The organism is Pseudomonas sp. SHLD1, assembly GCF_028640935.1.
In the GTDB taxonomy this organism is placed as follows: Bacteria; Pseudomonadota; Gammaproteobacteria; order Pseudomonadales; family Pseudomonadaceae; genus Chryseomonas; species Chryseomonas aestiva.
Genome location: NZ_JAQZAD010000023.1, coordinates 1 through 25,080, shown reverse-complemented (window position 1 = coordinate 25,080; position 25,080 = coordinate 1). Strand labels below are relative to the sequence as shown.

The following is a 25,080-nucleotide window of genomic DNA, read 5'->3' as shown; positions in this document are numbered from 1 at the left end:
TTGCATCTCGGCATCGATCATCCGCAACAGATGGGTGAGGCGGCTGTTGAGCCGCCGTAGGGTCCGATCGGAAAGGCTGGCCAGCCAAGGGGGGATGTCATTGGCGCCGCGGTGCATCCGCACCTCCCTGACTCGCCAGCCAGTCCATGGCCGATAGCATGCCGGCGTCATCCAGCAGTGACGGAAGCCGGATCGTACGGCCGGACCGATTGTCTCGGAGCTCGAAGGTCGGGGTGGCATCGATCCGCTTCTGCACTGCGGTTGCGGTCTGCTCAACGACTACCCGCCGCGCTGTCGTATTGTCCTGGATGCACACCTGCAGTTGTGGCAGCGATACGGCTGGTTGCAGGCCCAGTTGATTGATCGGGACTGCCAGGCCGGCACCGTTTCCGCTGCTGTGCTGGTAGACCGCTTCGACCGCCTGCCAGAACACCGGATTGCCGCCCAGCCAGCCGGCGCACGTAACTAGGCGTGCTTCCTGCTGCGCTGCTTCGCCGTGTATGGGCAGCGGCAGGTGATGCCACTGCCAATTCAGCACTTCGTGCCGATCAATCAGTTGCTTGACCTGCGGATAGGCGTCCTTGCAGTAGGGACACTCCAGGTCAGCGTACTCAACCAGAGTGAAGCGGGCCTTAGAGTTGCCGTAGACGAAGGTCGGCGGCGTGGTTGCCTCAGGGGTACGTGCAAATGCCCAGGCGCAGAATTGCCATGCTAGGAATAGCAGGCAAGGAATTGCCGCCAGGCTCAAGGCAGCCTGTTTGCGCGATAGACCCCCTGTGATCATGCTGAAGCCTCTCGGACATCGGGCTCATCGACCTGCCGGCCCAGCACTTCCCTGTGCAGGACCTCGAGCAGCGCCTGCTGAGCCTCGTCCGGCTGCGGATGCTTGGCCAACCAGTCCTGGAGCGCCGTATCGAGCTGGACCTCGATCTCCCGTCGGTCTACCGCTCGAGCTTTCACCGCCTGCAGGTTGGTGATTAGTACTGGGGCGCAGATCTGCAGCGCGGTTAGGGCATCCTGCCCGGGTTGGCTGAGCAGCTGTGTCAGGCTGTCGATGAGGTTTTGGGTGAAGCGGTCCATCGCCCTCATCCGCGTGCTCCCGAAGCGGGTGGCAGATCGAAGTGGTAGGGCTCAATACCGCGCAGCCGATCCAGCCGCGCCGCCACGGCGACGGCCGCGCCCAGCTCGTCGGTACCGAGTTCCTCCATCAGCTGCGCACGTTCAGCCTTCTCTTCCGGCTCCGTCATTGCCAGGGCCAGGAAGAGGCTCGGCGGAACCGCGCGAAAGAGGATCTCCATGGATTTGGACAGCACCACGCCTTCGGTATAGGCGCCGCTCTGCTTGCGTGCTGACAGCATCAGCTCCTTCTGCGCAGGGGTGAGGGAGCGGAATTTGGAAATCTTCTCGACCTCATCCGGCGGCATGTTGAGGCAGATCCACCACTCGATCATGTTGAGCATCGGCGCACCGGAGAGCGGGATATCGTCGATGTTCTGGGTAGCCAGCCAGAACCAGGCGCCGAGCTTTCGCCACATCTTGGTGATCTTCATGGCATAGGGCAGCAGCAGCGGGTGCTTGGTGATGATGTGGCCTTCGTCGGTCAGCTTGATCAGCGGGCGACCTTTGAATTGGTCACGTTCGGCGATGTTGTTAATCGAGTTGAGCAGCGAGATGTAGGCAATGCCGAGCTGCGCTTGGTAGCCCTCGCGGGCGTAGGTGGCAAAGTCGACCACGGTCAGGTCGGCTTCTGGCCAGGGCGTACCAGGGCGGTTGAACATCTCCCCGTCAGCGCCCATGCAGAACATATCCATGGATTCGGCCATCTCCTGCAGACGCTCTCGCCGCGCTGCGGGAAGGCCTTCGTCCCGTGCGGCCCCACTCAGAGCATCGCGGACGTCCTGGGTCAGCACGGTCTTCTCGGCCTTGGAACAGGTCGTAGCCGCATTGATGATGGCGTGACGGATAGCCGCGCGATCGGCGCGGGTCAGACGAGCGTCCTCCTTCTCCTCACCGCCAGTGATCATCAGGCGAGCCACAATCTCCATCTCACCGAGCACGTCGCGCTGATCGTCCTCCAGGTTGGCCTGAGGGGTACTGTTGCGGTCCGACGCCTCCAGGTCCTCGGCATCGAGGACGGCAACACGAGCCGGGTCGTCCGCAAGACGAATGGCGTCAGCAAAGGGTGCCAGGCTGACGCCGGATCCTGGAGAGAGACGTACGCGATGCACGGTGAGACCCAGTCGCTGCGCAAAGTCTGCCAGCAGGCCAAAGCTATTTCCGGCCTCGGCGACGAACATGCGTGGCCGGTAGCCGGCCAGCCACTGAATCATCAGGTTATTAAGGGTCGCCGACTTGCCAGCCCCGGTGGGACCGAAGACGAAACCGTGGGCATTCATCTGACGATCTTCCTTGTTGAAGGGGTCGAAGGTCAGCGGCGCGCCGCCGCGGTTGAAGACGGTTGTTCCAGGATGCCCGGTGCCGGTGTGGCGGCCCCAGACTGGGGCCAGGTTGGCCACGTGCTGAACGAGCAGCATCTGGGCGTACCACTGCAGGGCGCGGGGCTGATTCGGATCGAAATTGGCGGGCAGCCAACGGAGATAGCTGGAAAGGCCCGCGACCTCATCGTCTGGCTGCACGGGCTCCATGCCTGCCCCCAACAGGATGTTGGTCAGGTTCATGCAGCGCTGCGTTAGCTCTGTCTCATGCTGGCCGCGGACGTAAAATGCGACGCTCCCCTTGTACAGCTTGTGCTTGCGACCAATCAGGTGACGGGCATGCTGGATGGCTTCCCGGGTCAGCGCCGAGGCCTGATTGTCACCCACGGCTTTCTTGTGCAGATCGTTGAGGTGGGCTTCCAGAGTGTCTTGAGGTGTAACCACCAGGGTGATGGCCAGCACCGTGTCCTCAGGGAGCTTGTCCATCAGGGCATTGAGCGCATCACCGCCCTGGCGGGTTTCGCCCGTCAAATGCCCGGTCTTGGGCGCCTCGCGCAGCCGATCCAGCATGATCACCCGGGTCGGCTGTCCATCGAAAAACCAGATGCCCTTGTCTGCGTCCGAGCGAGGCTCGCGGTACAGCAGGCACTGGGAGAAGTCCGTGCCACTGGCCAGCACCGGGATGGTGCCATCCTCGACCTCAGTCGGTGTATTCACCAGCTCGAAAAAGCGGTCATGGTCCTTGCGAGTGGTGCCTAGGTGATCGGGGCAGGGATTGAACCACTGCAGGAGCCAGTGTCGGATCGCACGCTCTTCCATGCGGATGGCTCGGACGCCGGCGTTGGCCAGCGAGCCGACCAGGCGGTCACAGGTATTGCGCAGATAGAGCGCGGGATCCTGGCCACGCATCAAGCCGTCGCCGACGCTGCGCCGTGAAACCACTAGGCGTACGCGACGCTGCTGGCCACGCCAGGGCAGCTTGGAAACCACTTTGTCCTCGAACAAGCCTCCGGGCTTGGAGATGGCGGAGAGGTGGTGCTTCATCAGCCCTTGGTAGAGTTCGGTAAAGGCCGAACCTTGGGCACGTGGTTTCACGTAGTTACGGAAGCCTTCGAGATAGCTGTCGAACTGGATCTCGTCGTAGGCGTACATCTGAATAACCCAGGGACTGACCTCGAGCTCATCGAAGCTGTCCTGCAGAGCGTTCTCGAAGGCATCCCGCGCCTGGCGTAGCCAGGCCGGTGATCGGCCTTCGGTGCCGATCGGCACGATATCGAAGAACGCCGCCAAGGACTTGCCGTCCTCGAGCAGCATGGCCTGGTGCTCAGGTAGATACTCGACCCAGGGCAGCAGGTTGGTGAAGCTGGGATTGACGTCGTAGAGCCTGGCCACGTCGGCCACGGTCGCGGGCTTCTCCTTGCCGGTCATCCAGGCACCGGGCTCCGGGATGCCATGAGCCTTCAGGCGATCCAGATGGCGTTGATAGGCGGCTTCCTCGTCGACCTCGAGGGCGCGGGTGGCGCGGATGGATTCGGGGTGGATGACTGGCTCAGCTTTGGCTGACAGAGCCCCTTCATCAACCGCGTCAGTATGTCCAGGCTGGCCCGGTACAAGATCCGGCTCAGCCGCTGAAGCGTCGGTGGTCTTTTTGCCACGCAGGCGTTCGAAGATGCCCATCAGTAGTTCTCCACCCGCTCACCGGGCATGGCGTACTGCACACGCTGGTAGAGCGGGAAAACGGTGGTGTAGCCGGGGATGGGGGCCGGGTCGGAGCCGGCCAGGTGCGGGAAGACGTACATGACCAGGTCCGGGTTGGGTAGGCGCTTGAACTGGCTGTAGATCTCGTTCTGCGCGGTGCGCGAATAGCCGGCGTTATCCGCCAGCGGCCTAGCCTGAGCCGTGTCCACAGGACGGCGCAGCTCCGCCCGGGCATCGATCAGTTGGCGACCCTGGCTGCTGCCGGCTGAGCCGGTGGTGCCGGCGTTCCAGACGTCCATCATGGTCTGGTCGCCGTGAGGGAGCATCTTCTCCTTGTTGACCGAGCAGCCCGCGGCCAGCAGGGCCATGGCCAGCACAGCCGCCATCTGTAGTCGTGCGTGATTAGTCGAGGTCAGCCGAGGCATGGCGAGCTTCCTTGCGATAGTCGACCTTGCGGCCCTTCAGTTCGTAGTCGATGGCCAGCTCTTGGTCGAGATGGATGGCCACCTTCGCCCCGGGTTGGACGTAAATAGCGGCGAAGGCCTGGCCGTAGAGCTTGTTCACCCAGGTGGAGATATCGCTGACGCCCTGGTTCAGGATCTTGCCCATCGCCTCGTTGCCGGAGATCCCGGTCGTGCCGATGGTGCCGCTGGAGGTCTGTACGTAGCTGGAGCTGCTGCCGTCGCTCTTGATGAGTGAGGCCGCGCCGGCGCCTGCGGCCGTGATCAGCGCCTGGGAGCCGATGTACTGGGCAGCATTGCTTCGGCGATCGCCGGCAATACACGGGATGCCATAGGGATCGCTGATCCAGCCCATACCGCCCTGGACCGCAGCCGGTTGGCCATTGGTGGAGCTGTTCTGGTTGTTCTGGCCGTTGTTCTGCTGACCACCATTCTCCTGGGGGGCGGGTAGGGTGCGGACCGTGCCGTCGGTGAAGACAAAGGTCATGCTGCGGATCTGCCCGCGCACGCAGGACAGCGTCCAATCGCCTGAGGCGGTACCGCTCACGACGGCGCCGGCGACATCGGGCAGGTCGATACCGTTGGCTGTCAGGTTTTCGGGGCCGATAAGCACCTTGAAGGGGTAGGGGTCGTTGACCGTGCCGTCGACCGGCACTCTGCCCACCAGTGCGGTCATGGATACCGAACCCATGAGCGTCGAGTTCTGGGGCAGGGTGTAGACCTTACGCACCTTCTTGCGCGTCTGTTCATCCCCACCCACACCATCCGCCACGCGCTGCGCACCGCCGGCCGCCGCGTCCAGGGTCTTCTGGCCAGCGGTGCCGAACGACGTGGGAAAGGCAAAGCCAGTGGCCCCCTGGCTACTGCCGGCGGCGAGGGGCTTGCCATTGGCATCGACCGCCGTGCCGTCCTGCGGCTCGATCCAGACCAGGTCCGAGCTACCACTGCCTTTCTTGAACTGATTGCCTTCGCCCGGGTTGATGCCGAGCCCGATTGGCATATCGCCGCCGGAACCAGCAGTGCCCCCCAATTGACTACCCATCTGCGACAGGGTGTTGAGCTGCTTCTGCAAATTATCAACGAGTCCTTGGGTCTGCTTCTGCTGATTCTCCATGCCCTGGTTGATGCCTGCCTGGACACGATTGTCGACCGTGCTGTTGATGTTGGTCATCTGGGCTTTGAGACCTTCGTTCTCTCGCTTGGCCTCTTCGTTGTCTTTCAGGACCTTGCTCATCTGCTCTTTCAGCTGCCGACTCTCGGCGACGATGGTGCGCAAGGTGTCGTTGGCCGTATCGCCTTCAATGCCGAGCGCCTTGGCCTGTTCGGGAGTGAGCTGGGCGGATTGCGGCTGCTCCGGCTCTACGGACTTGCTACGGCCGAGCATTTTCACCCCGACGAAGACCACCAGGACGAGGAGGGGCAGTAGGGCGTACTTGAGGAGCGGATTACTTCTGAGCTGCATACCGCACCTCCGAGCTCACCCGCGGATCGGCAGCACTCAGGCTGGGCAACAGCGCTTGGCCAAGGCCGTGGTCCTTGGTGACCAGGTAGAGCACCGTGGTGTCACTGGCATCGCCGCGGGCGCCGAGGTAGGGGTGCTGAAAGGTGGCAGTCGCGAAGTCGCCCATTAGCTCGCGTGGATCCAGGGCCAGGCGCTGGCCTGTCTGGTTGCGCAACTTCACGGCAGTCACCCAATGGTCGTCCAACCGCCAGGCGCCCAATTGGCTGGCCTCGACGGGGAGGGCAGGCATGAGTGTCGACAGGTCCAGGCGCTTGTCGACCTTGACCTGAGCGACGCCGTCGACCGGCTCGACCGTACGGAGCGGGGCATAAAGCATCTGGGCGGCATACCGCGTGAGCACAACGGGAATCGGTGTTTCGCGTTTGGGCGGGGCCGGCTCGTCGTCCTCTTCATCAGCCTGGCTGCTGGCCTTGGCTGTGGCCTTTGGGGCATTGCTTCCGCTGGCCGATGCTGCCTGGCCATATCGGGTCGGGGTCGTATCGCCGGGCACAATTTTGATCGCCTCCAGCGGGGCATGACCTTCCTGGGCGGGGGTCGCAGCGATGTCGGCCAGAATGATCTCCCCAGTGGCCGCGTTCTGCAGCTGCAGGCGGCTTGGCTCGATGGTGTCCTTGGCCAACAGGTAGATGGCGCCGCCGGTGCTTTGTACCCGGATCTTGTCGGCGATGGCCGGAGGCACGCCAACGCGCACGTTGGCGTCGACGAACAGGATCCGCTCCTGGCCCACCACCAAAGGGATGGCCATGGGGACGCGTTCCCATTTGCGGATCTCGATGGCCTGGGCCAGGCTGCTCAGCAGCAGGCCGCCCAGCACCAGGGTGAGGGAATGACTGGACCTCATGGTGTACCTCGGGCTTTGACTTCGATACCAGCCTCGATCCGCTGCGGCTGACCGCTGTAACAGTCCCACTTCATACCCCAAGGATTTTTCTCGGGATCGACGTCGGCTCTGACGACGTGCAGCGGGTAGCGCGTGAGCGCCGTCTTGACCTTCTCACCGCCCAGGTACTCGTTCGCGACGACATCGAGCATGACGGTCCACTCGCTGTTGCCCAGCACCTGGACGCGCCGGGTGGGGTCATCGCCGTAGCCTGATCCGGGGATCTCCGCCACGTTGCGCACGCGCCTGCGGAGTTCGCCGGCATTGCGCTTGAGCGCTTCATCGCCTTCCAGGTAGACCTTGCAGGACGGGGTGATGAAGTTGGCCAGCCGCGCGATGTTGTCGCTGTAGTTCTTCTCGCCATCGGAGGGCCAGCTGTTCATCTGCTGGAAGATGTAGAAGGCGTAGGCATAGACCGACTCGGGAGGTATCTCCCACCAGGGGCGTGTGCTACCCGAGCGCAGATCCGGTGGCACATGGACGGTGAGATCCTTCGCCGCCGTGGACCAGCCGTAGCCGTTCCATATGGCGATACCGGTCATGAGACCCAGAGCCAGGCGCAGGGTCGTGATGTGGGCGCGCTGCGAGTCGGAGAGCTTCCAGGCGCGACTCATAGCCCCACCATCCGTTTGCAGCTCCAGCTACCACTGCGGATCACCAGGCGGCGGCAGGCAATCCCCCAATGTGCCAGGCGCCACTCAACCTGCCGCCACAGCCAGGTTTCTGGTCGGCCGCGCTTCCAGCGACGGAGTAAGCGGCCGGCGAGCACAAGGCCTAGGGATCCGCAGGCCAGCGCGGCAAAGATCGGCATCGCCGGAGTCGTGAAAAATGCCAAGGGAATGCCGACCACAAAGCCGAACGAGGCGCAGACGATGATGGTGGCGAACATCTCGTCGGTGGTCAGGCCGCCCACGACGACGGGTTGGGTATTGAGGCGATTCGGCAAGAAGCGAAGCGTGCCGTCCTCGTGCAGGTCCTGGGTGATGTCCATCTGCGCCGTCCTGCCTTACATGATGCCGCTGGCTTTGGTGACGATGAAAATCACCAGGCCGATGAGGATCACGCCGACAACAACAGTGGCACCCAGGTCTTTCCAGGTTTTCTTGCCCGTGTGGATCTCGTGATAGACGCCAATACCGTGAGACGCCACGACAATGAGGCAGAAGGCGCACAGGGCCAACGCAATCAGCATGAAACCGTCGTAGCCGTAGTTCTTGAGCGTTTCGAGCCATGTGGAACCTTCGCCGCGCGAGGGCGCTTGAGCGCTAGGTAACGCGGCTTGGCTGACGGCCGGCATCAAGGCCACGCTGGCTACCGCAGAAGTGAAGCATTTGGCGCGAGCGCCGAGGGTGAACAGACGTTTGAGGGACAGCATGGATTTCTCCTCGAGGGGGTTAATGCAAGATCAGCCAGGACAGGACGAAGTAGAGGATCAGCCCCTTGATCAGGGCGCCCTTGGCCGCGGCGGGTTTGAGGTTCTGATTTGCCCAGCCCTTGTAGAGGCTGATGGCGAGCCAGGCGAACCAAAGGGTGGTGACGGCCATCGCCGCGGATAGCCAGAACAGGTTGCTGGCGGAGGGCGGAATACCGCTGGCCGCCTGGAAGGCAGCTGTCTGGGCAGCGGTCATACTCATGGCTGGGCGCCTTCGCGCTGATACTGACCGGAGAGCTCGGCTGCATCGCGGGGCTGCGCGCGGCTCGGTGCCAGGTAGTCCTGAAGACCCTGACGGATTCGGGCAATGTCGGCGGCCAGTCGGTTGTAGTCGAGGCGGTAACGGGTGCTGCCGTCGCTCGGCAACTCTGCGCTGCGCCGGGCGACGGCCTCGACAGCGTTGAGCTGGCGGATCATCACGTCGACGTTGGCCTGCTCGGAGGCGGTGCCGGCGGCGTAGGCCTGGCTCGTCAGGATCCCGAGCGCGATGGCCAGACTGCCGGCAACGGCGAAGCGGCGGGATGGCGTGCGAGAGTAGAAGGACAGTTTCACAGCAGGGCCCTGGGCTAGCGGGTGGATGCCGCACAGGATGCCGAGGGTCGTAGGCGAGGTCAGCGGGAAACCATTACTGCACCCAAATAGGTTGCAAACCCGCTTGTTTACTGACTTTGCGTCGGGGTGATAAGCCGCTTGAAAAACATCAGAAAGCCGGTGGCCACCGCGTAGCCAACGCCCCAGCCCTGGTTGCCCTGGGCAGTTTGCTGACCGACTTGGGCACGGCCTTCCAGCACCGGCTGCACGCTGACCAGCTCCCAGCCGTCGGCGCCGAGTGCCTGCAGTCGTGACTGCCGCTCCGGATCGGCCAGGAAGGCCGCAACGTCAGGTGTGCCGGTCTGCTCCTCGTGTTTGAACAGGAGCCAGCCGCGCTCCTGGACGCGGTAGGTGAGGGGGGCGAACTCGGTGTGGTATTCGAAGCGGACAGGGGACATGGACGGCTCCAGTTCGATAGGTATTGACCATCGTCAGCTCGCCATATGAAGCGTACTAGGTGAAACCATATCCAACCCCTAAAAGGTTTTCCTTCCACCTAATCCTAAGCAAATTAGCTGTAAGCGAAGCGATAATTTAAAACTATTAACAGAGCTTCGCTTATAGGTTTTATGAACGAGATTTTCACCGCCTGGTCAAAGCTTTTCGAACACCGCATTGAGCTGGCAATGGGAAAGTCAGACAAAAGCAATCGATTCACTCAGCACGACCGACGTCTTCTAGAGAAGGAGTTGGCGAGCTGCCAGAAACGTATTCGAACTGCGAAAGCTGAGTTGCAGTCACGCTTTCGGCTCTACACCGAAGAGGTCGAACGGGCAAAGTCGATTGAGCTGATGCTTTCTGCTCACGCCACGATGCATTAGCTTTAGTCGACAGGCATGGGGAAACAACTAGAGTCGGTTCAGAACAAAACTCTGTCTTCCGTGGTCTGCAGAAAAATCACGGGAGGTCGTATGACTGAGATTGCCTTTCTCCCCGAAGCAGCCAAACAACGGTGGAAAGACCTGACTCAGGCTATGGCCATCATGGGCCTAGGGCATCTGGCTCGGCTGTACGGCCAGCTTGAGGGCTACATCCTGGGTATGCTCGACCTCAATCGAATCACCGCGCCGCAGGGCAAGCTATTGCTGAGAGCGGCGGCCGAGCTGTTCGAGCAGTGCCGGGCCGAGTATTTGAAGCGCAAGCAGAAGCCGAGACGGCATATCGCAGGCGCCGTAGGTGATCGCATCAGGCATAGCAAGCGCAGATCCGAAGGCGTTTGCTAGTTCGATAGACGCTAGGCTGGTTCATAGTGTTTGGAAGGCACTCCCCTTGATCGAAGCGTCCACTCATATGGCAGACTGATCTAAACTCTGCCCGCTAATGGCCTAGGGACCAGCTATGCCGCCGGAATCTCACGCTCGCCTTCTGCGCTACATTGCAGGCTACTTCCCGGAAGATTTCCACGTTGATGTAGCGTTTACTATCAGTGATGACGAGATGTTGCTGATCCGAGTCGCTAGCCCTAAAGGAGATCTCGCTTCATACGAGACCACAGCAACACAAGCGCTCGACATCGTGGCAGTGGGCGATATTGCTGAGTTACTTAAAATGCGCGTTGGACTCGTATCACCTTCCTCACCTCCTTACGTCGGATCACATCCAGCTTCATAGTGTGGTGCCAAGCTTCCATGCTGATCCTTGTATCGCTGCATGATGTCGATCACCAGCGAGTTGACCGCAAGGATCTGCATCGCCCGGGTCACCGACACGTACAGCAGGTTCAGCTCATCGTCGCGCTTAGCTCGGTCGGTCTCGGGTGCCAGCGGATCCGCGGTGAAGTCTTCGTAGAGCCCTACGAAGTCCCACTCCAGCCCCTTGGCCTTGTGCGCGGTAGTCAGGGTCACGGCAGCATCCAGTTCGTTGGCCACCGCGCAGCGCCGCAGCTGCTCGATGCGCTTGGGTAGATCGAAGTAGGCCTCGATGATCCGCACCGAGCGCTGCATTTCTGGATCTTGTGTGGCCTTGGCGATCTCCTCGTACTGCTCGAAGTCACGGTAGTCGCGCAAGAGCTTCTTCTGCTGCACCAGGTCATTGCGACCTCGGCTGAACTGGAACAGGTCCTCGAGCTCGCGCAGCGAGTAGCTGTCGATCCCGCCAATCCAGAACATGCGGTGGCCACCCTGTTTCTCCAGGCGCAGGGCGTTCTCGATCACGCCGCTGACCGTGCGATGCAGCCAGGTTCGGTGGGCGAGGTCGTCCGGCAGCGAGCGCTTGACCAGGGTTCGCTGGCCAAGCCCCTGTAGCTTTACCGTCTCGCCCTTGAACGACAGGATGATGTTGGCCACATGGGCCACGGCCGGACCGAAGCGGAATGACTGGGTCAAGTAGTGCTTCTCGGCATCGGCCATCCAGGCCGCGCTCAGGGCGTCCTGGGCTCCGCGGAAGCGGTAGAGCTGCTGGTGACGATCGCCGACCATGACCTGAATGGTGCGCTGCCGCTGCACCAGGTCGGCGATCACCGGATTCACGTCCTGGCCCTCATCGAGCAGGATGGCGCCGAAGCGGTTGGACAGGTCCGGCCGGCTCATCTGGTACAGCTTGAGATAGCCGTCGTGGGTGATCTGCACGCCGGCGTCCTGCAGGTCGATCATGCGCTTCCAGACGCTGATGGCCATCCCCACTACCTGGGTAACGCGCCGCTCTTGCAGCGGCGTCAGGCCGCGGCCGTCGTAGCGAGTGAAGTGGCGGCCGTCCAGGGCCATGTCGGCGCTGGTCATGAAGGTGTTGAGGGTGTTGACTACGTCCCGGGCCAGCTCCCAATCCTGGGTATCCAGCACCCGGGCGACCTCGGTGATGCGCAGGTTACCCGCCTGTTTGTGCTGGTACTGGATGCCGTAGACCGCATAGGCCAGGCCGTGGGCGGTCTTGCAGGTGACGTTGCGCGGGAAGCGATTCTTGGCCGCCATCTCGACCGATTTGTTGTAGCAGAGGTAGAGCATCTTCACGTCCGCATGGGCGCTGGCGTACCCCACCAGGGTGGTGGTCTTGCCGGTGCCGGCGAAGGCCTGGATCAGCAGCTTGCGTGCATTCGACGCGATGGCGGGGGCTTGTTCAGAGGTCCACTGCATGGGTCTCTCCAGATTGGCTGGGACAGATGTTCAATACCACCCCTACATTTTGAGGTTGGATCGAATCGCTCTGTGACCGTGTTGCGGCCACGGAGCACGCCGGTGACTACAGGTATTTCTTGAACGAGGCGGTCGTGAGGTTCACCGAGAGGGCGAGCAGTGCCGCACACGGCAGCAGCAATAGAAGCGGGCTCACGCTGATCGGCAAGGCGAGGTACAGCGACCAGGGCAGCAGGGCCAGCGGAAGCATGGTGCTGCGGGCCTTGTGGTAGAAGTAGCTCGACTCCCGGCCCGCGCTGAACTTGCGGATGTCCCGTCGTACCAGGCCATCAATGAAGCCGACCAAGGCGGCCATGGCGAAGAGCGGTACCGCCAGGGTTAGGATCACCAGGCGCACGCAGAACACCAGGATGGTGAAGAGGGCCGATAGGCCATAGGTCTGCACCGTCGTGACACTCTGGGCGGCCAGGTAGCGCACATCGAGCTCGCTCCGCGGGCCGGCTGCCGCCAGTTGCTGCATCCCGGTCAGCCACTGGACTAAGCCTGTTTTCACAAAGAGCCAGTCGTAGAGCAGTCCTACCAGCCAGGTCGCCGTGTGCCCGGGCTCCTGGACAACGACGCTGGAGAGAAAGCCCTGGGACAGCCAGCCTAGCTCGTGATCGAGCATGCCTTTCGCGTGGTGCCAGCCAGCCTCCGGCCAGAAGAAGTAGAGGCAAAGCCAATCAACCAGGATGGCACCGCCCAGGGACAGGAACATCACGCCGATGAAGTGAAAGGGGAAGCTGAGCACCGACCCGATAAAGGTCTGCTCCTTGACCTGCTGTTGCTGAGCGCGCTGGGCGACGTCGGCCATTAGCGGCATCCTCGAGGAGCGGCGCTGGCGCGCCGGGCGATGGAGAAGAGCGCCTGGTGCTCGGCGGCAAGATCCGGCTGATGCTGGAAGCCTTCCCAGTCGGTGCCGCCGGCTCGCCCTGCTGGTGGCCAAAGGTTGCCGCGAGGTCGCACTACCTCGGCCACCTGGCCGCCGGTGGCCACCAGCAGTCCCCAGCCCGAGGGTAGGTCAGTTGCCTGCAGCAGCCCCTCGGGACAGAGGTAGAAGCGATAGAGCCCTAGCCCGCCGGCGGCCCGCTCGGGCTTGCTGCGATCGGCCAGGAAGTCGGCGCGGCTGGTCTTCACCTCGATCAGCGTTGAGCAGTTGCTGCGAAAGCCCAGCACATCCGGCTGCTCGCGTGATCCGAAGCAGCGCAGCTCGGTGGCGACGAGAGGAAAGCCCTGCCGGCGCAACCAGGCGGCGCCCAGGGTGACGAGGCGGGCATGATCAAGGTCGCTGGTCATGCCGCGTCTCCTTCGTCAGCGGCGCCTTGGGCCATCTGCCGGAAGTCATCTTGCAGGTCCAAGGGCAGGTCGTCTGCGACCCGGCGCTGCCCCGGCGCCTCCCACCACTCACTGCCGGTGGCCTGGCCCACCTGGTAGGCCTTGCGCATCTTCTCCGCGAGCTCCTGCAGGTCCTTGGGCATCGCCTCGTCCGGATCCACCGCCGGCAACGGCATCCGCACCTTCCACAGGTTGCCGCCTTCGATCAGTGCGTAGCACTGGCCCTTGGGTAGCCCCACCACATGGGCGGGCTCCAGCATGGGTACGCTGGTGGCGCTTAGCTGGTCATGGGTGTTGGAGGTGAAAGCGGTCTTGCCGTTGACGGCGTCGCTCGCGCTGCTTGCCGGCGTGGCGGTGAAGACCTGGACCTTGGGCAACTGGTTGGTCAGCAGCTCGGCGGTCGCCGTCTCACGCACCCGCAGCATGAAGAGGTTGTTGAAGTTGCCGATGATCTGTCCGGCCTTGGCGCGGTTTCCGATCTTGGCCTCAATGTCGGACAGGGTCTGGGTGTAGGCCGTGACCTGCAGGCCGGCCCCGCCGCCCTTGTTGATCATGGGGATGAACTCATCGCCGATCAGCTCGTTGAATTCGTCGGCGTGCAGGTTGATGGCGACCTTGCTGCTGGCTTCCCCAGGCAAGCCATCATCGATGCCGTACTTGTAGATATGGCCGGCAACCGAGACCAGGTCCGAGAACATGGAGTTGCCCACCGCCGCGGCCACCTCCGTATCGGAGAGGGCATCCAGGCCGACGTAGACAACAGCGCGTTTGCGCACCACCTGCATCCAGTCGAAGATCGGCCGTGGGTCGTTGACGTCGTGGTAGTCCGGAGCGATCAGCTCGGCCATGCGACCGGTGGTGAGTTTCTCCAGCAGCGGCAGCAGCGAGGCAACGATCTTGTCGAAATAGGTCTTGTCGTAGCGCACCGCGCTGCGCAGGCCATCCATGACCGGATCCAGCACCCGCGTCTGGTTCAGATACTGGTCGATGGCGATGACCCGCAGCGGTCGGCCCTTCATGTTGAACGGAACGTTCTTATCGTTGAGCTTGCCCTCGATGAAGATGATCTTCTCCCAGGCCTTGGGATCGTGCTCATCGAAGTATTTCTGGGCGTATTCCAGGAAAAGCCCTTCGATGTTGATCACGTGCTGCTGGATCTGCAGGTAGTCCGGCCGCCGACCCAGGGCGACCAGGGCCCGGGCGATGATGTTGACGAACCGCCAGGCGAATTCCTTGAACGCTGCCGAATTGCCCTCGCTGGACAGCTGGCCCGCGACACGGGTGGCCACCTCCGAGATCCGGCCAAAGCGGCCCACGGCGTTGTAGCGCGCCGACTGGTCCGGCCAGCCGAGGTGGAAGACATAGAACTCATTGGCACGGCCAGCGCGCTCGCACTCCACGTACATGCGCTTGAGCAGGTCGGCATCGCCCTTGGGGTCGAAGACGATCACTACCTCGTGCTGGCCGCGCCGCTTGCGGCGGATGTCCTGGGTGATGAAGAGCTCGGCCAGGCGCGTCTTGCCCACCCGTGTGGTGCCCAGGACGATGGAGTGGCCTACCCGCTCGCCCAGCGGCAGGCTGACGTCGTGCTCTTCGGGCTCGATGCCGTGCAGCCGCGGCAGGCCGCCCACTGGCGGCAACGGCCGGAACGGGTTCGCGGGGTTGTCCCAGGCCGTGGCCTTGGCCAGCAGGGTGAGCGGGAAGGGCGCGAATTCCAGACGCGCCTCGAGGCGACGGGCCTTGTTGGTCCATTCCGACGGCTCGACATAGGGCGCGTACTGCGGCAAGTAGGTGTCGACCAGGCGCTGGGTGTGCTTCTGCTCCCAGCGAAAGCCCTTGCCTACGAACAGCCGCTCATTGCTGACCGGGATCTCCTTGCTGGTCATGCTGTAGAACGACAGGCGCCGGATGTTGCGTCGGTAGCGCAACACGCGCAGCGCCTGACGCAAGCGGTAGGTGCCGAAGCCGAGAAAGGCGACGGCTGTGACCAGGCTGAACAGCGGGGTCAAGGCGACGGCCCAGGGCGCGAACACGCACAGGAAGGCCATCGCCAGGCACACCTGGACCGTGTAGAGCTCAACGGCAGGGCGCAGCAGGGTATCCAGGGCATGGTTACGGGCCATGGCTAGCGCTCCAGCTCGCCAGCGCCTGGCAGCGTCAGGCCAGCGGCGTGCTCCTCACGGATGGCTTCGGCCTCACCGGGCGGCAGCGCTGCTTCGAAGCGCTCGCACAGCGTCATCTCATCGTCCAATGAGCGGCCAGTGACCTCGCCGCCATGGAGCTCGACCAGAACCTCAACGTCACCTGCCAGGGCGGCGCGTGCTTTCTGGTGGTTAGGTAGACGAATGACCATGGTCAGATAGGACGAAGCCCCTGATCGTGTTGGGCCGAAGGTGACGTGATGACCGAAGTCTTCGTCCTGAGGTGGACTCACCTCATACGCATCCTGTTTGTGGCTGATATTGGCGGCTAGGTATGGAGCCTGAAATCTAGGCACTGGGACCTCCTATTGCTCGAGAGCAGTTGGGGTGATGAGCACGGGGTAATGGGCTAGGCCCAGACGGGCAGCCAGGTCATCGCCGACAACGGGGCTGACGGCCAGACCGCTGGCCCAGCGACGGATCACGGCGAGGCGTTCGGCGTTGGCAACGTTAACGACCAGGCCAACGGCGCCGAGGCGCTGCAGGGTCTCGCCGCGGCTGGCCAGCCACTGGCGAGACAGCTCGTCGTCGCCGATCAGGAAGAAGGGCTGCAGGCCCGGTGCGTTGAGCGCACGACCCTGAACCGTGCCGGGAGTCAGCCGCTGCGATCGGACGGGAAAACCCTGCGCCAGGCTCGGCTGGGGCACCTGAGCCTGCCGCTGCTCCGTCACAGGCTCAGGATTGAGGCCCTGGTAGTAAGGCAATGCGGAGACGCCGCCGCGGTCTTCGACTATGGTGAGGCTGTTAGCCTGGGCGGCCAGCGGTAAGAGCAGGGTAAGGAGCGTGAGGATCTGCTTCATGGATTCGAGGCCAGGAGGTTCAGGCCGGTGACCCGGCTCAGGTGTTTGGCGAAGAGCTCGCGGTACTTGGCGGCAGGCGCGCCGCCGGCGGGGCGGTGGTAGCGGCCGGCGACGTTGATCCAGTCGCCGCCCTGTGCACGCAGCTCGGCGAGCAGCCGGGCCGCGACTTCCAGGTTTTTGTAGGGATTGAGCGCCTCGCACGGTGAGACGCCACGGCCGAAGCGGTGACCGTTCCAGCCCATGTTGACCTGAGCGATCCCGACGTCGACGCGCTTGGCGCCGGCGGTGTTGAGCGCGACGAGGAGCGCGGTACAGGCATCGGCGCGATTAGCGAAGCGATAGCCGGCGCCGGCGACGTTTAGCGTCCAGGGCCAGGGCACCAGCTGCGTCCCTTGGCCACGCAGGCGAGTGCCGCTCTCCTGCAGGGCAACCGAGTACAGCACCTCGGAAGGGATGCCGGCTTGAAAAGCGGCCAGCTGATAGGCCGGCGGCGGGGTCTCGGCCGCCATAGCGCCGAGCGCGATCGACTGCAGGAGCACAACGGCGCCTAGCGCTTTGATCATTGCCGCAGCCATTGCCCGTTCACCTCGCGGACAGCCGCCGGCAGCTCGCCGCCGAGGCCCAGCTGGACCCAGCGGCCGGCGTCGTGGTTAAGGGTGATCTGTCGGGTCCGCACCTTGGCCGGATCGATGCCGGCGAGCACCGCCCAGCGGCGGATCTTGGCATCGTCGTTCTGACTGCCGATTAGATAGAGATCGAAGGCCTGGCCAGCGCTCTGCAGCGCCTGAACCCGCTCGGTGCAGGCGGCGCAGCTATCGGTCACGAACACGGCAAGCCGTCCGTTGCCGCGTACTGCCGGGCTGGCTTGAGGTGCCGTCTGGCCGCCGGCCTGTATCGGCTGCAGGTTCGGGTAGAGACGATTCCAGGCGTCGCGGTAGGCCTGGTCATACGCCAGCTCCTTCTGCACCCGCTGTGCCTCGGCGCGCACCTGCAGCTCGGCGTAGCGGCGTCGCTCGGCATCGGACTGGGCTTCGATGCCCAGGGCGGTGAGCGGATCCAGACCGGGTGAGTAGACGCCGCGACTGCCCTGCATCAGGGTCCGGTAGCGCTGAAATTCCTGGCTGCTCAGACCCCATTCCTGGGCGACGGCACTGTCGTTACGCTGGATTGCACTCTGACGCTCAGCGCTATCTGATTCGCCCGAGAGGACGTGGGGGGCGACGAGGTCAGCGGTGAGTGCGGGCGCGGAAGGCGAGAGCAGGACGAGGGCGATCGCAATGCTCGCCGCAAGGAAAGGGGGCTGTGGACGCATGGGTTGCCTCTACTACTTAACGGAAAGGGTACGGGTCGCGCCGTCGACGCTGAACTGCGCCTGGCGGTCGTCGAGATTGGCTAGCCGCCAGCGGGTACCGCCGACGTTGTCGCCCGGGCGCACCAGGTAGAGCTCGCTGAGCTGGGTGCTGCCGGGCGGTGCGACGGAGAGGAACCGCTCGCCGCCGCGGTACTCGATGCCGACGACGGTGAAGGGGGGAGGGGGATCAACCGGCTTTTGTGGCTCGGCCTTGCGCGCGGCTAATGGAGCACTGCGCTGCTTGGGAACGATCAGCGGGGGCGGTGCCTTGGCAGGCTCCGCTGCTTTCCTGCGCAGGTCGCCAAAGTCGTTTTGCAGGCTTTCGATCTTCGCCTCGAGGGCCACCAGGTCGCCGGCCTGGGCCATGCTCTGCAGCGCGGTCCGATTGGCACGCTGGATCTCCACCAGCATCGCCTGGGCGGTATCAATTCTTTCGGACAGCGCTTGCTGACTGGACCGGAAATCGGCGTCTTGGACAGGCTTGCCGCCGGCGAAGCCATCCATCTGGTCCTGCATCTTGTCCAGACGCTGGGTGATGGCCTGGACCGTGTTCTGGTCCGCCGTCGCGTTCAGGTCACGATTGACGTGGGACAGCTCAACGTAGAGATACAGGCACGCACCCGACAAGGCAGCAAAGCCTACGGCGGCGAGCGTATGAGAGAGGGAGGGGCGCTTCATAGGAGACCTCGCACGGGATGCCATGCACGGTCGCAGAAGCGCGGATGAGGGTCAGCAGGAAACCTTATCCAGGTCTCAGGAGGTTAGCTTTCGGGATTGCAGCGCCGGTTCACGCTAGGCAATGCGGTGCTCGATCACCGCTGGGGCCGAGGTCGGTTCGACGTAGGCGCTCAGCCGCTCCAGCTCCTTGTGAAGCCTCGCGATGAGGGCATTCATTACGAAGGGGTTAAGCGCGTGCTCATTAGTGATCTGGGTGTGGGTGAGCTTGACCGACTCACTGGGATGGTAGATGGCGACAAGGATCTCGGTGAGTGAGATCCGACGGCAGTCTACGCGGAAGGGGTAGAGCCCAATACTCAGTGCGCGTCCTGCGCTTTCAAGTCCATCCTTCACGTTTTAGTCCTTGAGCCTGACTGGCTCGAAATCATTTGCGGCGACAATGATAGCTTTGTGCCATATCCCGACGGTAGTACAGCCTATCGGCGCTAAACGGTCGAAATCCTTCTGAAATGAATGGCCTACTCGCTGAGGGTCGGCTTACGGGCCACTTCTTGCAAAGTGTTTCTGCATCGCTTCGCTTGTCACGAGTCTACCTATTGTCGGAAGACCGCGGGCAGGTACCTCTGCCAGGTTTGGGAACAGGGAAGTCAGGATTAAAAAGTTTGAGATCTGTCATTTTAAGCTTCTGGCTACCGGTAGGAATTTGAGTATCTATAACAGTGGGCCCGGTTGGGTTGGCTATGAGGTAATCATGATGCCTGATGAAAACCTACTAGCTCGACCCGTTTTTTGCCGATGGTCTTTCAGGTCGTCTACATTTATGCGGTGACAGGTTTCATCAGTATCGTAGCTTTTGTAATACGCTAGCGGCACATGACGTCTTATGTCGCCTCATGTCCATGAGGCCGAATTGACGGCGTCTCACCCTTCGATTCAGGATCTGCTTTGGGCTTGCCTAGCAAGTACCCTTGTGCGAGTTGAACGCCCAGGCGTTGAAGTAACGCGAATTGCTCAAGCGTTTCTACTCCCTCGCAGAGCACCTCCAATTTCATAGCTCTACCGAGCAGTAATAGCGATGTCAGTACTTGCTCGCACTGCTCGATATCCCGAATAGCCAAGATTCGACGATCGATTTTGATCAATTGGAACGGTAGGTCCAGAACTGGACCCAACCCTGCGAATCCGCTACCGAAATCATCCAAGGCCATTCGTATGCCAAGCATCTGTAATAGGGCAAATGACTGACGGGTCTTCGTATCAATAACGAGTTCCACACCCTCGGTGATCTCTAACACTAACCGACTAGCAGTCAAGCGGGAACGTCTGAGCGCAGCGGCAACTCGTTCGGGTAGCATGGGGTCGGCAAACTGTAGCGGAGAAAGATTAATAGAAACGCTCAAATGACCTGGCCATCGACTGGCTTCAAGACAAGCTTGCTTTACCACCCACTCGCCCAATGCGATGATGAAGTTGCCCTGTTCAGCCAAAGGTATGAAGATGTCTGGCGACACGAGGCCTAAGGTGGGATGCTGCCACCGCAAAAGAGCCTCATAGCCGATAATCTGCTGAGGCTGTATACGAAAGATCGGCTGGTAGTGAAGAAGGAACTCATTGCTTGCAAGCGCCTTTCGGACATCGTCCGGTGTAAGTAGATCAGGATGTTCAAGAGGTGCGCCTAAGACAGTATTAATCCCGCCCTCGAATACACGATCACGTCCATCGCGCTTGGCACGGTAGAGAGCTCGGTCCGCGCAGTCCAATAAGTCGTCAGCGGTGTTTAACCCTTCAATGCCGCTACGGGCGATACCAATGCTGACGGTGACATAGCTTTTGCCATCCTGTCGTCCTTGATGTGGAATTTCCAATGCACGTACTCGCCCGAGGATAGCCTCCGCAATATTGCGCGCTTCGGCGGGGTCAACATGCTCGAGAACGACCACAAACTCTTCCCCTCCGTAGCGTCCAACCACATCGCCAGGTCCTAGTCCCACTGACAACGTACTAGCCAGAGCACGTAGGCATTTGTCACCGGCGAGGTGTCCATAGTGATCGTTGTAGCGCTTGAAATGATCTACATCGATCAGAAGTACAGCGCCTTGCCCGCCTGCCAAGCGCCGCTGCCAGAATGCTTCAAGCAGTGGACGGAGCTGACGCCTATTTGCGAGTCCGGTGAGGGCATCCGTTTCGGAAAGAACTTGTAGGTCCTGATTGGCAGAGTTCAAAGATGCCAAGCGGACTTCTTCGCGTAACTTATATAAGTAGGTTCTGCGACCGTCGATGTTGAGCCAATAGCTCGCCAATAAGGAGAAAAATGCCATCACGACTGCATTGGTGATCATCAGGCCCCCTACCATCGTAGATACGGGCGCCTCATAGACAGCAAAGCTGATCGACGTGAGTGCAAATACGTTGAATAGCAGAGATGGGAGCAAAGGGCTTTTCATGCAGGTGTTGACGAAGGCCAACATCAGTGGCCATGTAAAGATGAATAACGTCTGATTCATCTTCTCGCTGAGAGGGCCATTAATTACTACGTTGTAGGCCACCAGTAATCCTACGTAAAACGGTAGTAAGGCCAGCGTTTCACGCCATTGGGCGGGTACTACTCGTAGTAGGCAGGTAACGACCAATGTGAAGGGCGTTGCCACACCAAGCATTTGAGTAGCGGCCCATGGTAGGGCGTCCTCTAGCATGAGCCACCACCAGAGCAGAAAGCTGTCGTAGCTCAGCGTGCCAATGATGAGACACCGTGTGAGATGGCGGCGACGGTGGCGGTGGCTGTCCTGCTGGAATAGCTGCTCCAATGTAGGCGCGAAAGCGAAGGGCCCTACAGGCACGCCAAGAGTCTCGTCCAATAGTCGACCAAGCTCGGCGGAAGTTTTCATGTCAAACCCGGGCTGAGAGTGTGGGAGCAGCATCCGAAATCGATGCCGTGATGCCAATATGATGGCAGGCATGACAGCGCTTCAACGTTCAGAATTCGTTAGAAATGACCGGCGGCCAAGTTCTGTATCCCAATGGCATCCTTCCCGCCGATGCTCAGGGAGCTAATAGGATGGCCTGCCGACGAATAGCAGCCACTGACGATATGGCACTCTTAGCTTTAGCAATGAAGATGCGTATAGAAGCTAAGGCCATTCACAAGTCACCACGTGCTCCAGCATCTGCTTTGGCGGAGTCGACGTGTCACATCTGCAGGCAGACCGTATCCTGCTTTCAATCATCGGAAGACGCAGGGCTTCAGCGGCCCTCGATGCAGGGGGCTTGGCAAGCCGTTAACGGCATACCAGAGGGCGCTTTGTCGGCTACTTCTCAAGCATTTCACCTTTCATACGATAAGGTATAGGTAATGGCATCTAGCCTTTCTGTGAGCCCGATTAACCATGCCGTATCCGCAAGGACTTCGCCCCACTAGACGAAAAATCTACGCCCTGCTGATATTATGCCTAATATCGGTTTTTTTTCTATCTATGGCCTGGGAGTTTTGGCTGGAAAGTCCTGTGATGGAACTGCTTGGCCTTCCCTATGATGGAGATTTTGAAACAGCTGAAAAGTGGCGGTTCGTACTCACCTCGACAGGTTTCGCTCTGTTGTCAATGATCGTTCCGGCGATACTGGTTAGGCGTTTATTATTGGCGTCTGAGGCCAGCTATGTCGCGTTGATAACCGCTCAGGCGCGCTATGAGGCCCTTGCCCGACATGATCCACTTTCTGGATTGCTTAATCGGCGGATTTTTCATGAGCAACTGACAGAGCGATTGCGTCAGTCGGATTGCCCAACTTCGGTTCTGTTGCTCGATATTGACCGGTTCAAAGTGGTAAATGAAACCTACGGTCACGGGGTGGGTGACCAGCTGATTATTGTCTTGGCTGATCGAATAAAGGCGGTCGCAGCGAGTTGGCACGCTATAGTCGCACGCTTAGACGGCGACGAGTTTTCTGTTGCTATCAGTGGTGATTTTGATCGACAAGAACTTATAAGCTTGGTGCAGACACTCCGATCTCAAATTCAACAGCCTTTTGATGAGATTCCTGCCCTTAGCCTGGAGGCTACAATCGGGATTGCAACTTCGCCCGCTTCTGGCATAACCACTGAGCTCTTATTGAAACGAGCGGATCTTGCATTGCGTGCAGGTAAGCGCATTGGTAAGAATTCGTATCAGTTTTATGATCTTGAGTGCAATGAGCAGCAGCAGTCACTGATTATTGATCAGGAGTTGATTGAAGCCATAAAAATAGGTCACGTAGTGACCTATTTTCAACCATTTGTACGCCTCCCAGATCGAAGTCTGGCGGGTTTTGAAATCTTAGCGCGCTGGCATCATCCTGGGAAAGGCGTAATACAGCCGTTAGAGTTTATTCCTATGGCTGAGCGGCTTGGCCTTATACAATCTCTAACAGAGCAACTCCTGCGACAGGCGTGCGTCCATGCGAGCCAGTGGCCGGATGATCTCATCCTTGCACTGAATGTTACCGGGTCAATGATTGAGGATGTCAATTTTCCCATTTGGATTAAAGATCTATTGGTGAAGGCCTCTTTTCCTCCACATCGTTTGGAGATCGAAATAACCGAAAGCTCATTAGTTTCTAATCTGCCGAGTGCTCGGGCTAACTTGAAAAAAGTGCGTGCGTTAGGTGTCAGTGTCGCTTTGGATGACTTTGGTACGGGCTATTCAGGATTATATCACTTGACCCGCTTAGCTATCGATAAGATTAAGATTGATCGGGCGTTCTTGGATGGGTCTGAGAGTAAGCAATCCCAGTTCGTAAAGGCGATGTTAGCGCTGGGGCGAGGTCTAGATTTGCAGATCACTGCCGAAGGCATTGAAGATGGTAGTCTTGCTGACTGGTTGGCAGAAGAAGGATGTCATTTCGCACAAGGGTACTTTTTTGGCAAGCCAATGTCCCCTGATGATGCCTGCAAATTTGTACAAAAATACTATGCAACTTCTTTAAATTAGATGGTCTTGTGATGGTTAGCTTATTTTCTGATTGGTTAGGTTGGAAAGGTATAGCTTTTTTAGCGTTAATGCCAGGTCTGAATAGGTTTGCCCGTCTTGTGCCGTGATTAATCAATACTCTTATGGCTAGAACCCTGGCTGTTACTGCGGTGGATATATCTGATGACATTATCTGCGTTGGCTTTTCTACAAGAAAAGACAGTCGTCTTGGTTGAGGATAATGAGTTCCTGCTTGAAGTAATGATCGGCCATCTTGAGTGTTATGGAGCTGTTTGTAAGGCCTTCGGAACTGCTGATGGGGCATCTTCATACCTAGATGGGGTTGAGAAGCCACCATTCTTGGTAGTCACAGATCATCTGTTGCCGGGCACGTTGCAAGGAGCCGATTTAGCTAATCAACTAGCGGCGCGTTGGCCTGATCTGTCCATTATTGTAGCTTCTGGCTATTTAGATCGTTCTCAGCTGCCTCCTCGCAAAAAGACTATTTTTCTTCCTAAACCATGGCTGCCCGGGGGATTAGAAAAAGCTATCCTGGCGACGTTTTGAGATAGACTTCTCCGTATTTTAATAGATGGTGAATAATGAGCGGTTCCGTGTTTTTTTTAGGATTTTCGGTTTCTTTATCGGTTTACGAGGCTGTGGATTGAGGTGTAGGTTCGAGTGTCTATCAGCAAAAAGCTTAATTTCTTGGGTTGAATGGTTCTGATGCTGCTAGGCTCGCCCACGCGATTGAGTGAGCCAAACTGGTCTTAGCATGAGGCTACTGACTTTCTTTATCAGTGAGGCTTTTAAATAATGATAAGTCTTCAAGGGTTATTATATTCTTCGACGTGGGTTTTCGCCTTTTAAGTTGGCGAGTCTAATAAGAAACGGCGCTTAGAGTCACGTACTTAAGGCTTATAAGTTTTGCGCTAACTAAATTTCTGGCGAGCTGTCAGCTAGATAGGTATGCGCCACTACACTTTTCGTCACCTATTGTCGCTGGTAGGCGTGCTGTGTGACGAATAAGTGAACGATCTTGATGGAGTGATGCCGTTATGATGTTAAGGCGTAAGCCGTTTCGGGCTTCAGTCTAGGGAAGTGCTCTATGTCCGCATATTCATCCTTTAGCGAAGCTCTGACGCCGTACCGTGTCGTCATGAGTAGCTTATCTGCAGGCTTACATATTGTTGAGATTCATCATCCAAGCGAGCCACTTCTTCTGATTAAGATGACTCTCGATCAAAAGGACTTTGAAGCCCCGTTTCAGCTGAACGCTGTCATAGAGTCCCTACGTGCACAGCTGGATTCACTTTCCGCCTACTTTCAATGCGTTATTTTGGCCGATGACACCGGCCAAAACTAACTTGCTTAAGCTTTCCAAGCGATGGCCACCACGCTTGCCCTGCAAGCGCAGATGCCTATGGTAGTACTCTTCGTACGGGGGATAAGGTAGACACAAGTCATTCATCTATATAAACAGACCGAATGGCTCCAAAGAGTTTATCGCGCAAACCGAGATGGCAGGATAGCCCTATTGCCAACCCTAGATCGCGATTCGAGGTATCAATGCGTACTCCCCTTTCCATGGCCGCCCGCCTGGGCCTGGGCTTCGGCCTGATCCTGGTGCTGATGCTGCTGATCACCCT

Annotated in this window: 27 protein-coding genes; 4 read left to right on the top strand and 23 right to left on the bottom strand. The window is 59.9% G+C overall.

Features of this window, described 5'->3' with window-relative positions; translation table 11 throughout:
* Window positions 1-97: 97 nt before the first annotated feature.
* From PVZ77_RS16190 to PVZ77_RS16135, 12 genes are all read right to left on the bottom strand, one after another.
* On the bottom strand, window positions 98-784 hold the full coding sequence (locus PVZ77_RS16190) for a DsbA family protein (RefSeq protein WP_273807561.1): 687 nt from the start codon (window positions 782-784) through the stop codon (window positions 98-100).
* Window positions 781-1,089, bottom strand: a complete 309-nt coding sequence (locus PVZ77_RS16185; protein WP_273807560.1) for a hypothetical protein — start codon at window positions 1,087-1,089, stop codon at window positions 781-783. Before PVZ77_RS16185 ends, PVZ77_RS16190 begins: the two co-directional genes overlap by 4 nt.
* Window positions 1,086-4,112 (bottom strand): conjugative transfer ATPase, encoded by a 3,027-nt coding sequence (locus PVZ77_RS16180; RefSeq protein WP_273807559.1) that lies wholly within the window; start codon window positions 4,110-4,112, stop codon window positions 1,086-1,088. The genes PVZ77_RS16185 and PVZ77_RS16180 overlap by 4 nt, the downstream gene beginning before the upstream one ends.
* Window positions 4,112-4,558: a TIGR03751 family conjugal transfer lipoprotein gene (locus tag PVZ77_RS16175; RefSeq protein WP_058783932.1), complete on the bottom strand. Its 447-nt coding sequence runs from the start codon at window positions 4,556-4,558 to the stop codon at window positions 4,112-4,114. The genes PVZ77_RS16180 and PVZ77_RS16175 overlap by 1 nt, the downstream gene beginning before the upstream one ends.
* A complete protein-coding gene (locus PVZ77_RS16170) occupies window positions 4,536-6,056 on the bottom strand; it encodes a TIGR03752 family integrating conjugative element protein (RefSeq protein ID WP_273807557.1) in 1,521 nt (506 codons plus the stop codon). Before PVZ77_RS16170 ends, PVZ77_RS16175 begins: the two co-directional genes overlap by 23 nt.
* Window positions 6,040-6,957: a TIGR03749 family integrating conjugative element protein gene (locus PVZ77_RS16165; RefSeq protein ID WP_273807555.1), complete on the bottom strand. Its 918-nt coding sequence runs from the start codon at window positions 6,955-6,957 to the stop codon at window positions 6,040-6,042. The genes PVZ77_RS16170 and PVZ77_RS16165 overlap by 17 nt, the downstream gene beginning before the upstream one ends.
* Window positions 6,954-7,610: a PFL_4703 family integrating conjugative element protein gene (locus PVZ77_RS16160; RefSeq protein ID WP_273807554.1), complete on the bottom strand. Its 657-nt coding sequence runs from the start codon at window positions 7,608-7,610 to the stop codon at window positions 6,954-6,956. Before PVZ77_RS16160 ends, PVZ77_RS16165 begins: the two co-directional genes overlap by 4 nt.
* A complete protein-coding gene (locus PVZ77_RS16155; RefSeq protein ID WP_273807553.1) occupies window positions 7,607-7,987 on the bottom strand; it encodes a TIGR03750 family conjugal transfer protein in 381 nt (126 codons plus the stop codon). Before PVZ77_RS16155 ends, PVZ77_RS16160 begins: the two co-directional genes overlap by 4 nt.
* A gap of 15 nt (window positions 7,988-8,002) precedes the next feature.
* Window positions 8,003-8,371: a TIGR03745 family integrating conjugative element membrane protein gene (locus PVZ77_RS16150; RefSeq protein WP_273807552.1), complete on the bottom strand. Its 369-nt coding sequence runs from the start codon at window positions 8,369-8,371 to the stop codon at window positions 8,003-8,005.
* Between the two features lie 19 nt (window positions 8,372-8,390).
* Window positions 8,391-8,630: a TIGR03758 family integrating conjugative element protein gene (locus PVZ77_RS16145; RefSeq protein ID WP_273807550.1), complete on the bottom strand. Its 240-nt coding sequence runs from the start codon at window positions 8,628-8,630 to the stop codon at window positions 8,391-8,393.
* Window positions 8,627-8,923, bottom strand: a complete 297-nt coding sequence (locus PVZ77_RS16140) for an integrative conjugative element protein, RAQPRD family (RefSeq protein ID WP_273808038.1) — start codon at window positions 8,921-8,923, stop codon at window positions 8,627-8,629. Before PVZ77_RS16140 ends, PVZ77_RS16145 begins: the two co-directional genes overlap by 4 nt.
* A gap of 164 nt (window positions 8,924-9,087) precedes the next feature.
* The gene (locus PVZ77_RS16135; RefSeq protein ID WP_273807548.1) at window positions 9,088-9,417 is read right to left on the bottom strand and encodes a hypothetical protein; all 330 of its coding nucleotides are present in this window, start codon (window positions 9,415-9,417) and stop codon (window positions 9,088-9,090) included.
* A 171-nt stretch (window positions 9,418-9,588) separates the two neighbouring features.
* Here PVZ77_RS16135 and PVZ77_RS16130 point away from each other — a divergent pair, with 171 nt between their 5' ends.
* On the top strand, window positions 9,589-9,840 hold the full coding sequence (locus PVZ77_RS16130; RefSeq protein ID WP_273807547.1) for a hypothetical protein: 252 nt from the start codon (window positions 9,589-9,591) through the stop codon (window positions 9,838-9,840).
* 90 nt (window positions 9,841-9,930) lie between these two features.
* Complete coding sequence (locus PVZ77_RS16125) at window positions 9,931-10,242, top strand: hypothetical protein (protein ID WP_273807546.1); 312 nt, start codon at window positions 9,931-9,933, stop codon at window positions 10,240-10,242.
* Window positions 10,243-10,602: 360 nt separating this feature from the next.
* Here PVZ77_RS16125 and PVZ77_RS16120 read toward each other — a convergent pair whose 3' ends face one another.
* From PVZ77_RS16120 to PVZ77_RS16070, 11 genes are all read right to left on the bottom strand, one after another.
* Window positions 10,603-12,087 carry a UvrD-helicase domain-containing protein gene (locus PVZ77_RS16120; RefSeq protein WP_273807544.1) on the bottom strand — a complete coding sequence of 495 codons (1,485 nt, stop codon included), beginning with the start codon at window positions 12,085-12,087 and terminating at the stop codon, window positions 10,603-10,605.
* Between the two features lie 106 nt (window positions 12,088-12,193).
* On the bottom strand, window positions 12,194-12,940 hold the full coding sequence (locus PVZ77_RS16115) for a TIGR03747 family integrating conjugative element membrane protein (RefSeq protein ID WP_273807542.1): 747 nt from the start codon (window positions 12,938-12,940) through the stop codon (window positions 12,194-12,196).
* Window positions 12,940-13,422, bottom strand: coding sequence for a hypothetical protein (locus tag PVZ77_RS16110; protein WP_273807541.1), 483 nt, complete (start codon window positions 13,420-13,422; stop codon window positions 12,940-12,942). Before PVZ77_RS16110 ends, PVZ77_RS16115 begins: the two co-directional genes overlap by 1 nt.
* Window positions 13,419-15,584 (bottom strand): type IV conjugative transfer system coupling protein TraD, encoded by a 2,166-nt coding sequence (gene traD, locus PVZ77_RS16105; RefSeq protein WP_273807540.1) that lies wholly within the window; start codon window positions 15,582-15,584, stop codon window positions 13,419-13,421. Before traD ends, PVZ77_RS16110 begins: the two co-directional genes overlap by 4 nt.
* Window positions 15,585-15,586: 2 nt before the next feature.
* Window positions 15,587-15,895, bottom strand: a complete 309-nt coding sequence (locus PVZ77_RS16100) for a hypothetical protein (RefSeq protein ID WP_273807539.1) — start codon at window positions 15,893-15,895, stop codon at window positions 15,587-15,589.
* Between the two features lie 72 nt (window positions 15,896-15,967).
* Complete coding sequence (locus tag PVZ77_RS16095; RefSeq protein WP_273807537.1) at window positions 15,968-16,462, bottom strand: integrating conjugative element protein; 495 nt, start codon at window positions 16,460-16,462, stop codon at window positions 15,968-15,970.
* A complete protein-coding gene (locus PVZ77_RS16090) occupies window positions 16,459-17,025 on the bottom strand; it encodes a transglycosylase SLT domain-containing protein (protein ID WP_443218012.1) in 567 nt (188 codons plus the stop codon). The genes PVZ77_RS16095 and PVZ77_RS16090 overlap by 4 nt, the downstream gene beginning before the upstream one ends.
* Window positions 17,022-17,774 (bottom strand): TIGR03759 family integrating conjugative element protein, encoded by a 753-nt coding sequence (locus tag PVZ77_RS16085; protein WP_273807534.1) that lies wholly within the window; start codon window positions 17,772-17,774, stop codon window positions 17,022-17,024. The genes PVZ77_RS16090 and PVZ77_RS16085 overlap by 4 nt, the downstream gene beginning before the upstream one ends.
* Window positions 17,775-17,786: 12 nt before the next feature.
* On the bottom strand, window positions 17,787-18,491 hold the full coding sequence (locus PVZ77_RS16080; RefSeq protein WP_273807533.1) for a methyl-accepting chemotaxis protein: 705 nt from the start codon (window positions 18,489-18,491) through the stop codon (window positions 17,787-17,789).
* Between the two features lie 114 nt (window positions 18,492-18,605).
* On the bottom strand, window positions 18,606-18,884 hold the full coding sequence (locus PVZ77_RS16075) for a hypothetical protein (protein ID WP_273807531.1): 279 nt from the start codon (window positions 18,882-18,884) through the stop codon (window positions 18,606-18,608).
* A 488-nt stretch (window positions 18,885-19,372) separates the two neighbouring features.
* Entirely contained in the window at window positions 19,373-21,376 is a 2,004-nt protein-coding gene (locus tag PVZ77_RS16070) for a putative bifunctional diguanylate cyclase/phosphodiesterase (protein ID WP_273807530.1), read from the bottom strand.
* A gap of 618 nt (window positions 21,377-21,994) precedes the next feature.
* On the opposite strand from PVZ77_RS16070, the gene PVZ77_RS16065 reads away from it, so the two are divergent.
* Window positions 21,995-23,452, top strand: coding sequence for a putative bifunctional diguanylate cyclase/phosphodiesterase (locus PVZ77_RS16065; protein ID WP_273807529.1), 1,458 nt, complete (start codon window positions 21,995-21,997; stop codon window positions 23,450-23,452).
* A 162-nt stretch (window positions 23,453-23,614) separates the two neighbouring features.
* Window positions 23,615-23,998 carry a response regulator gene (locus PVZ77_RS16060; RefSeq protein ID WP_273807528.1) on the top strand — a complete coding sequence of 128 codons (384 nt, stop codon included), beginning with the start codon at window positions 23,615-23,617 and terminating at the stop codon, window positions 23,996-23,998.
* The last annotated feature ends 1,082 nt before the right edge of the window (window positions 23,999-25,080 follow it).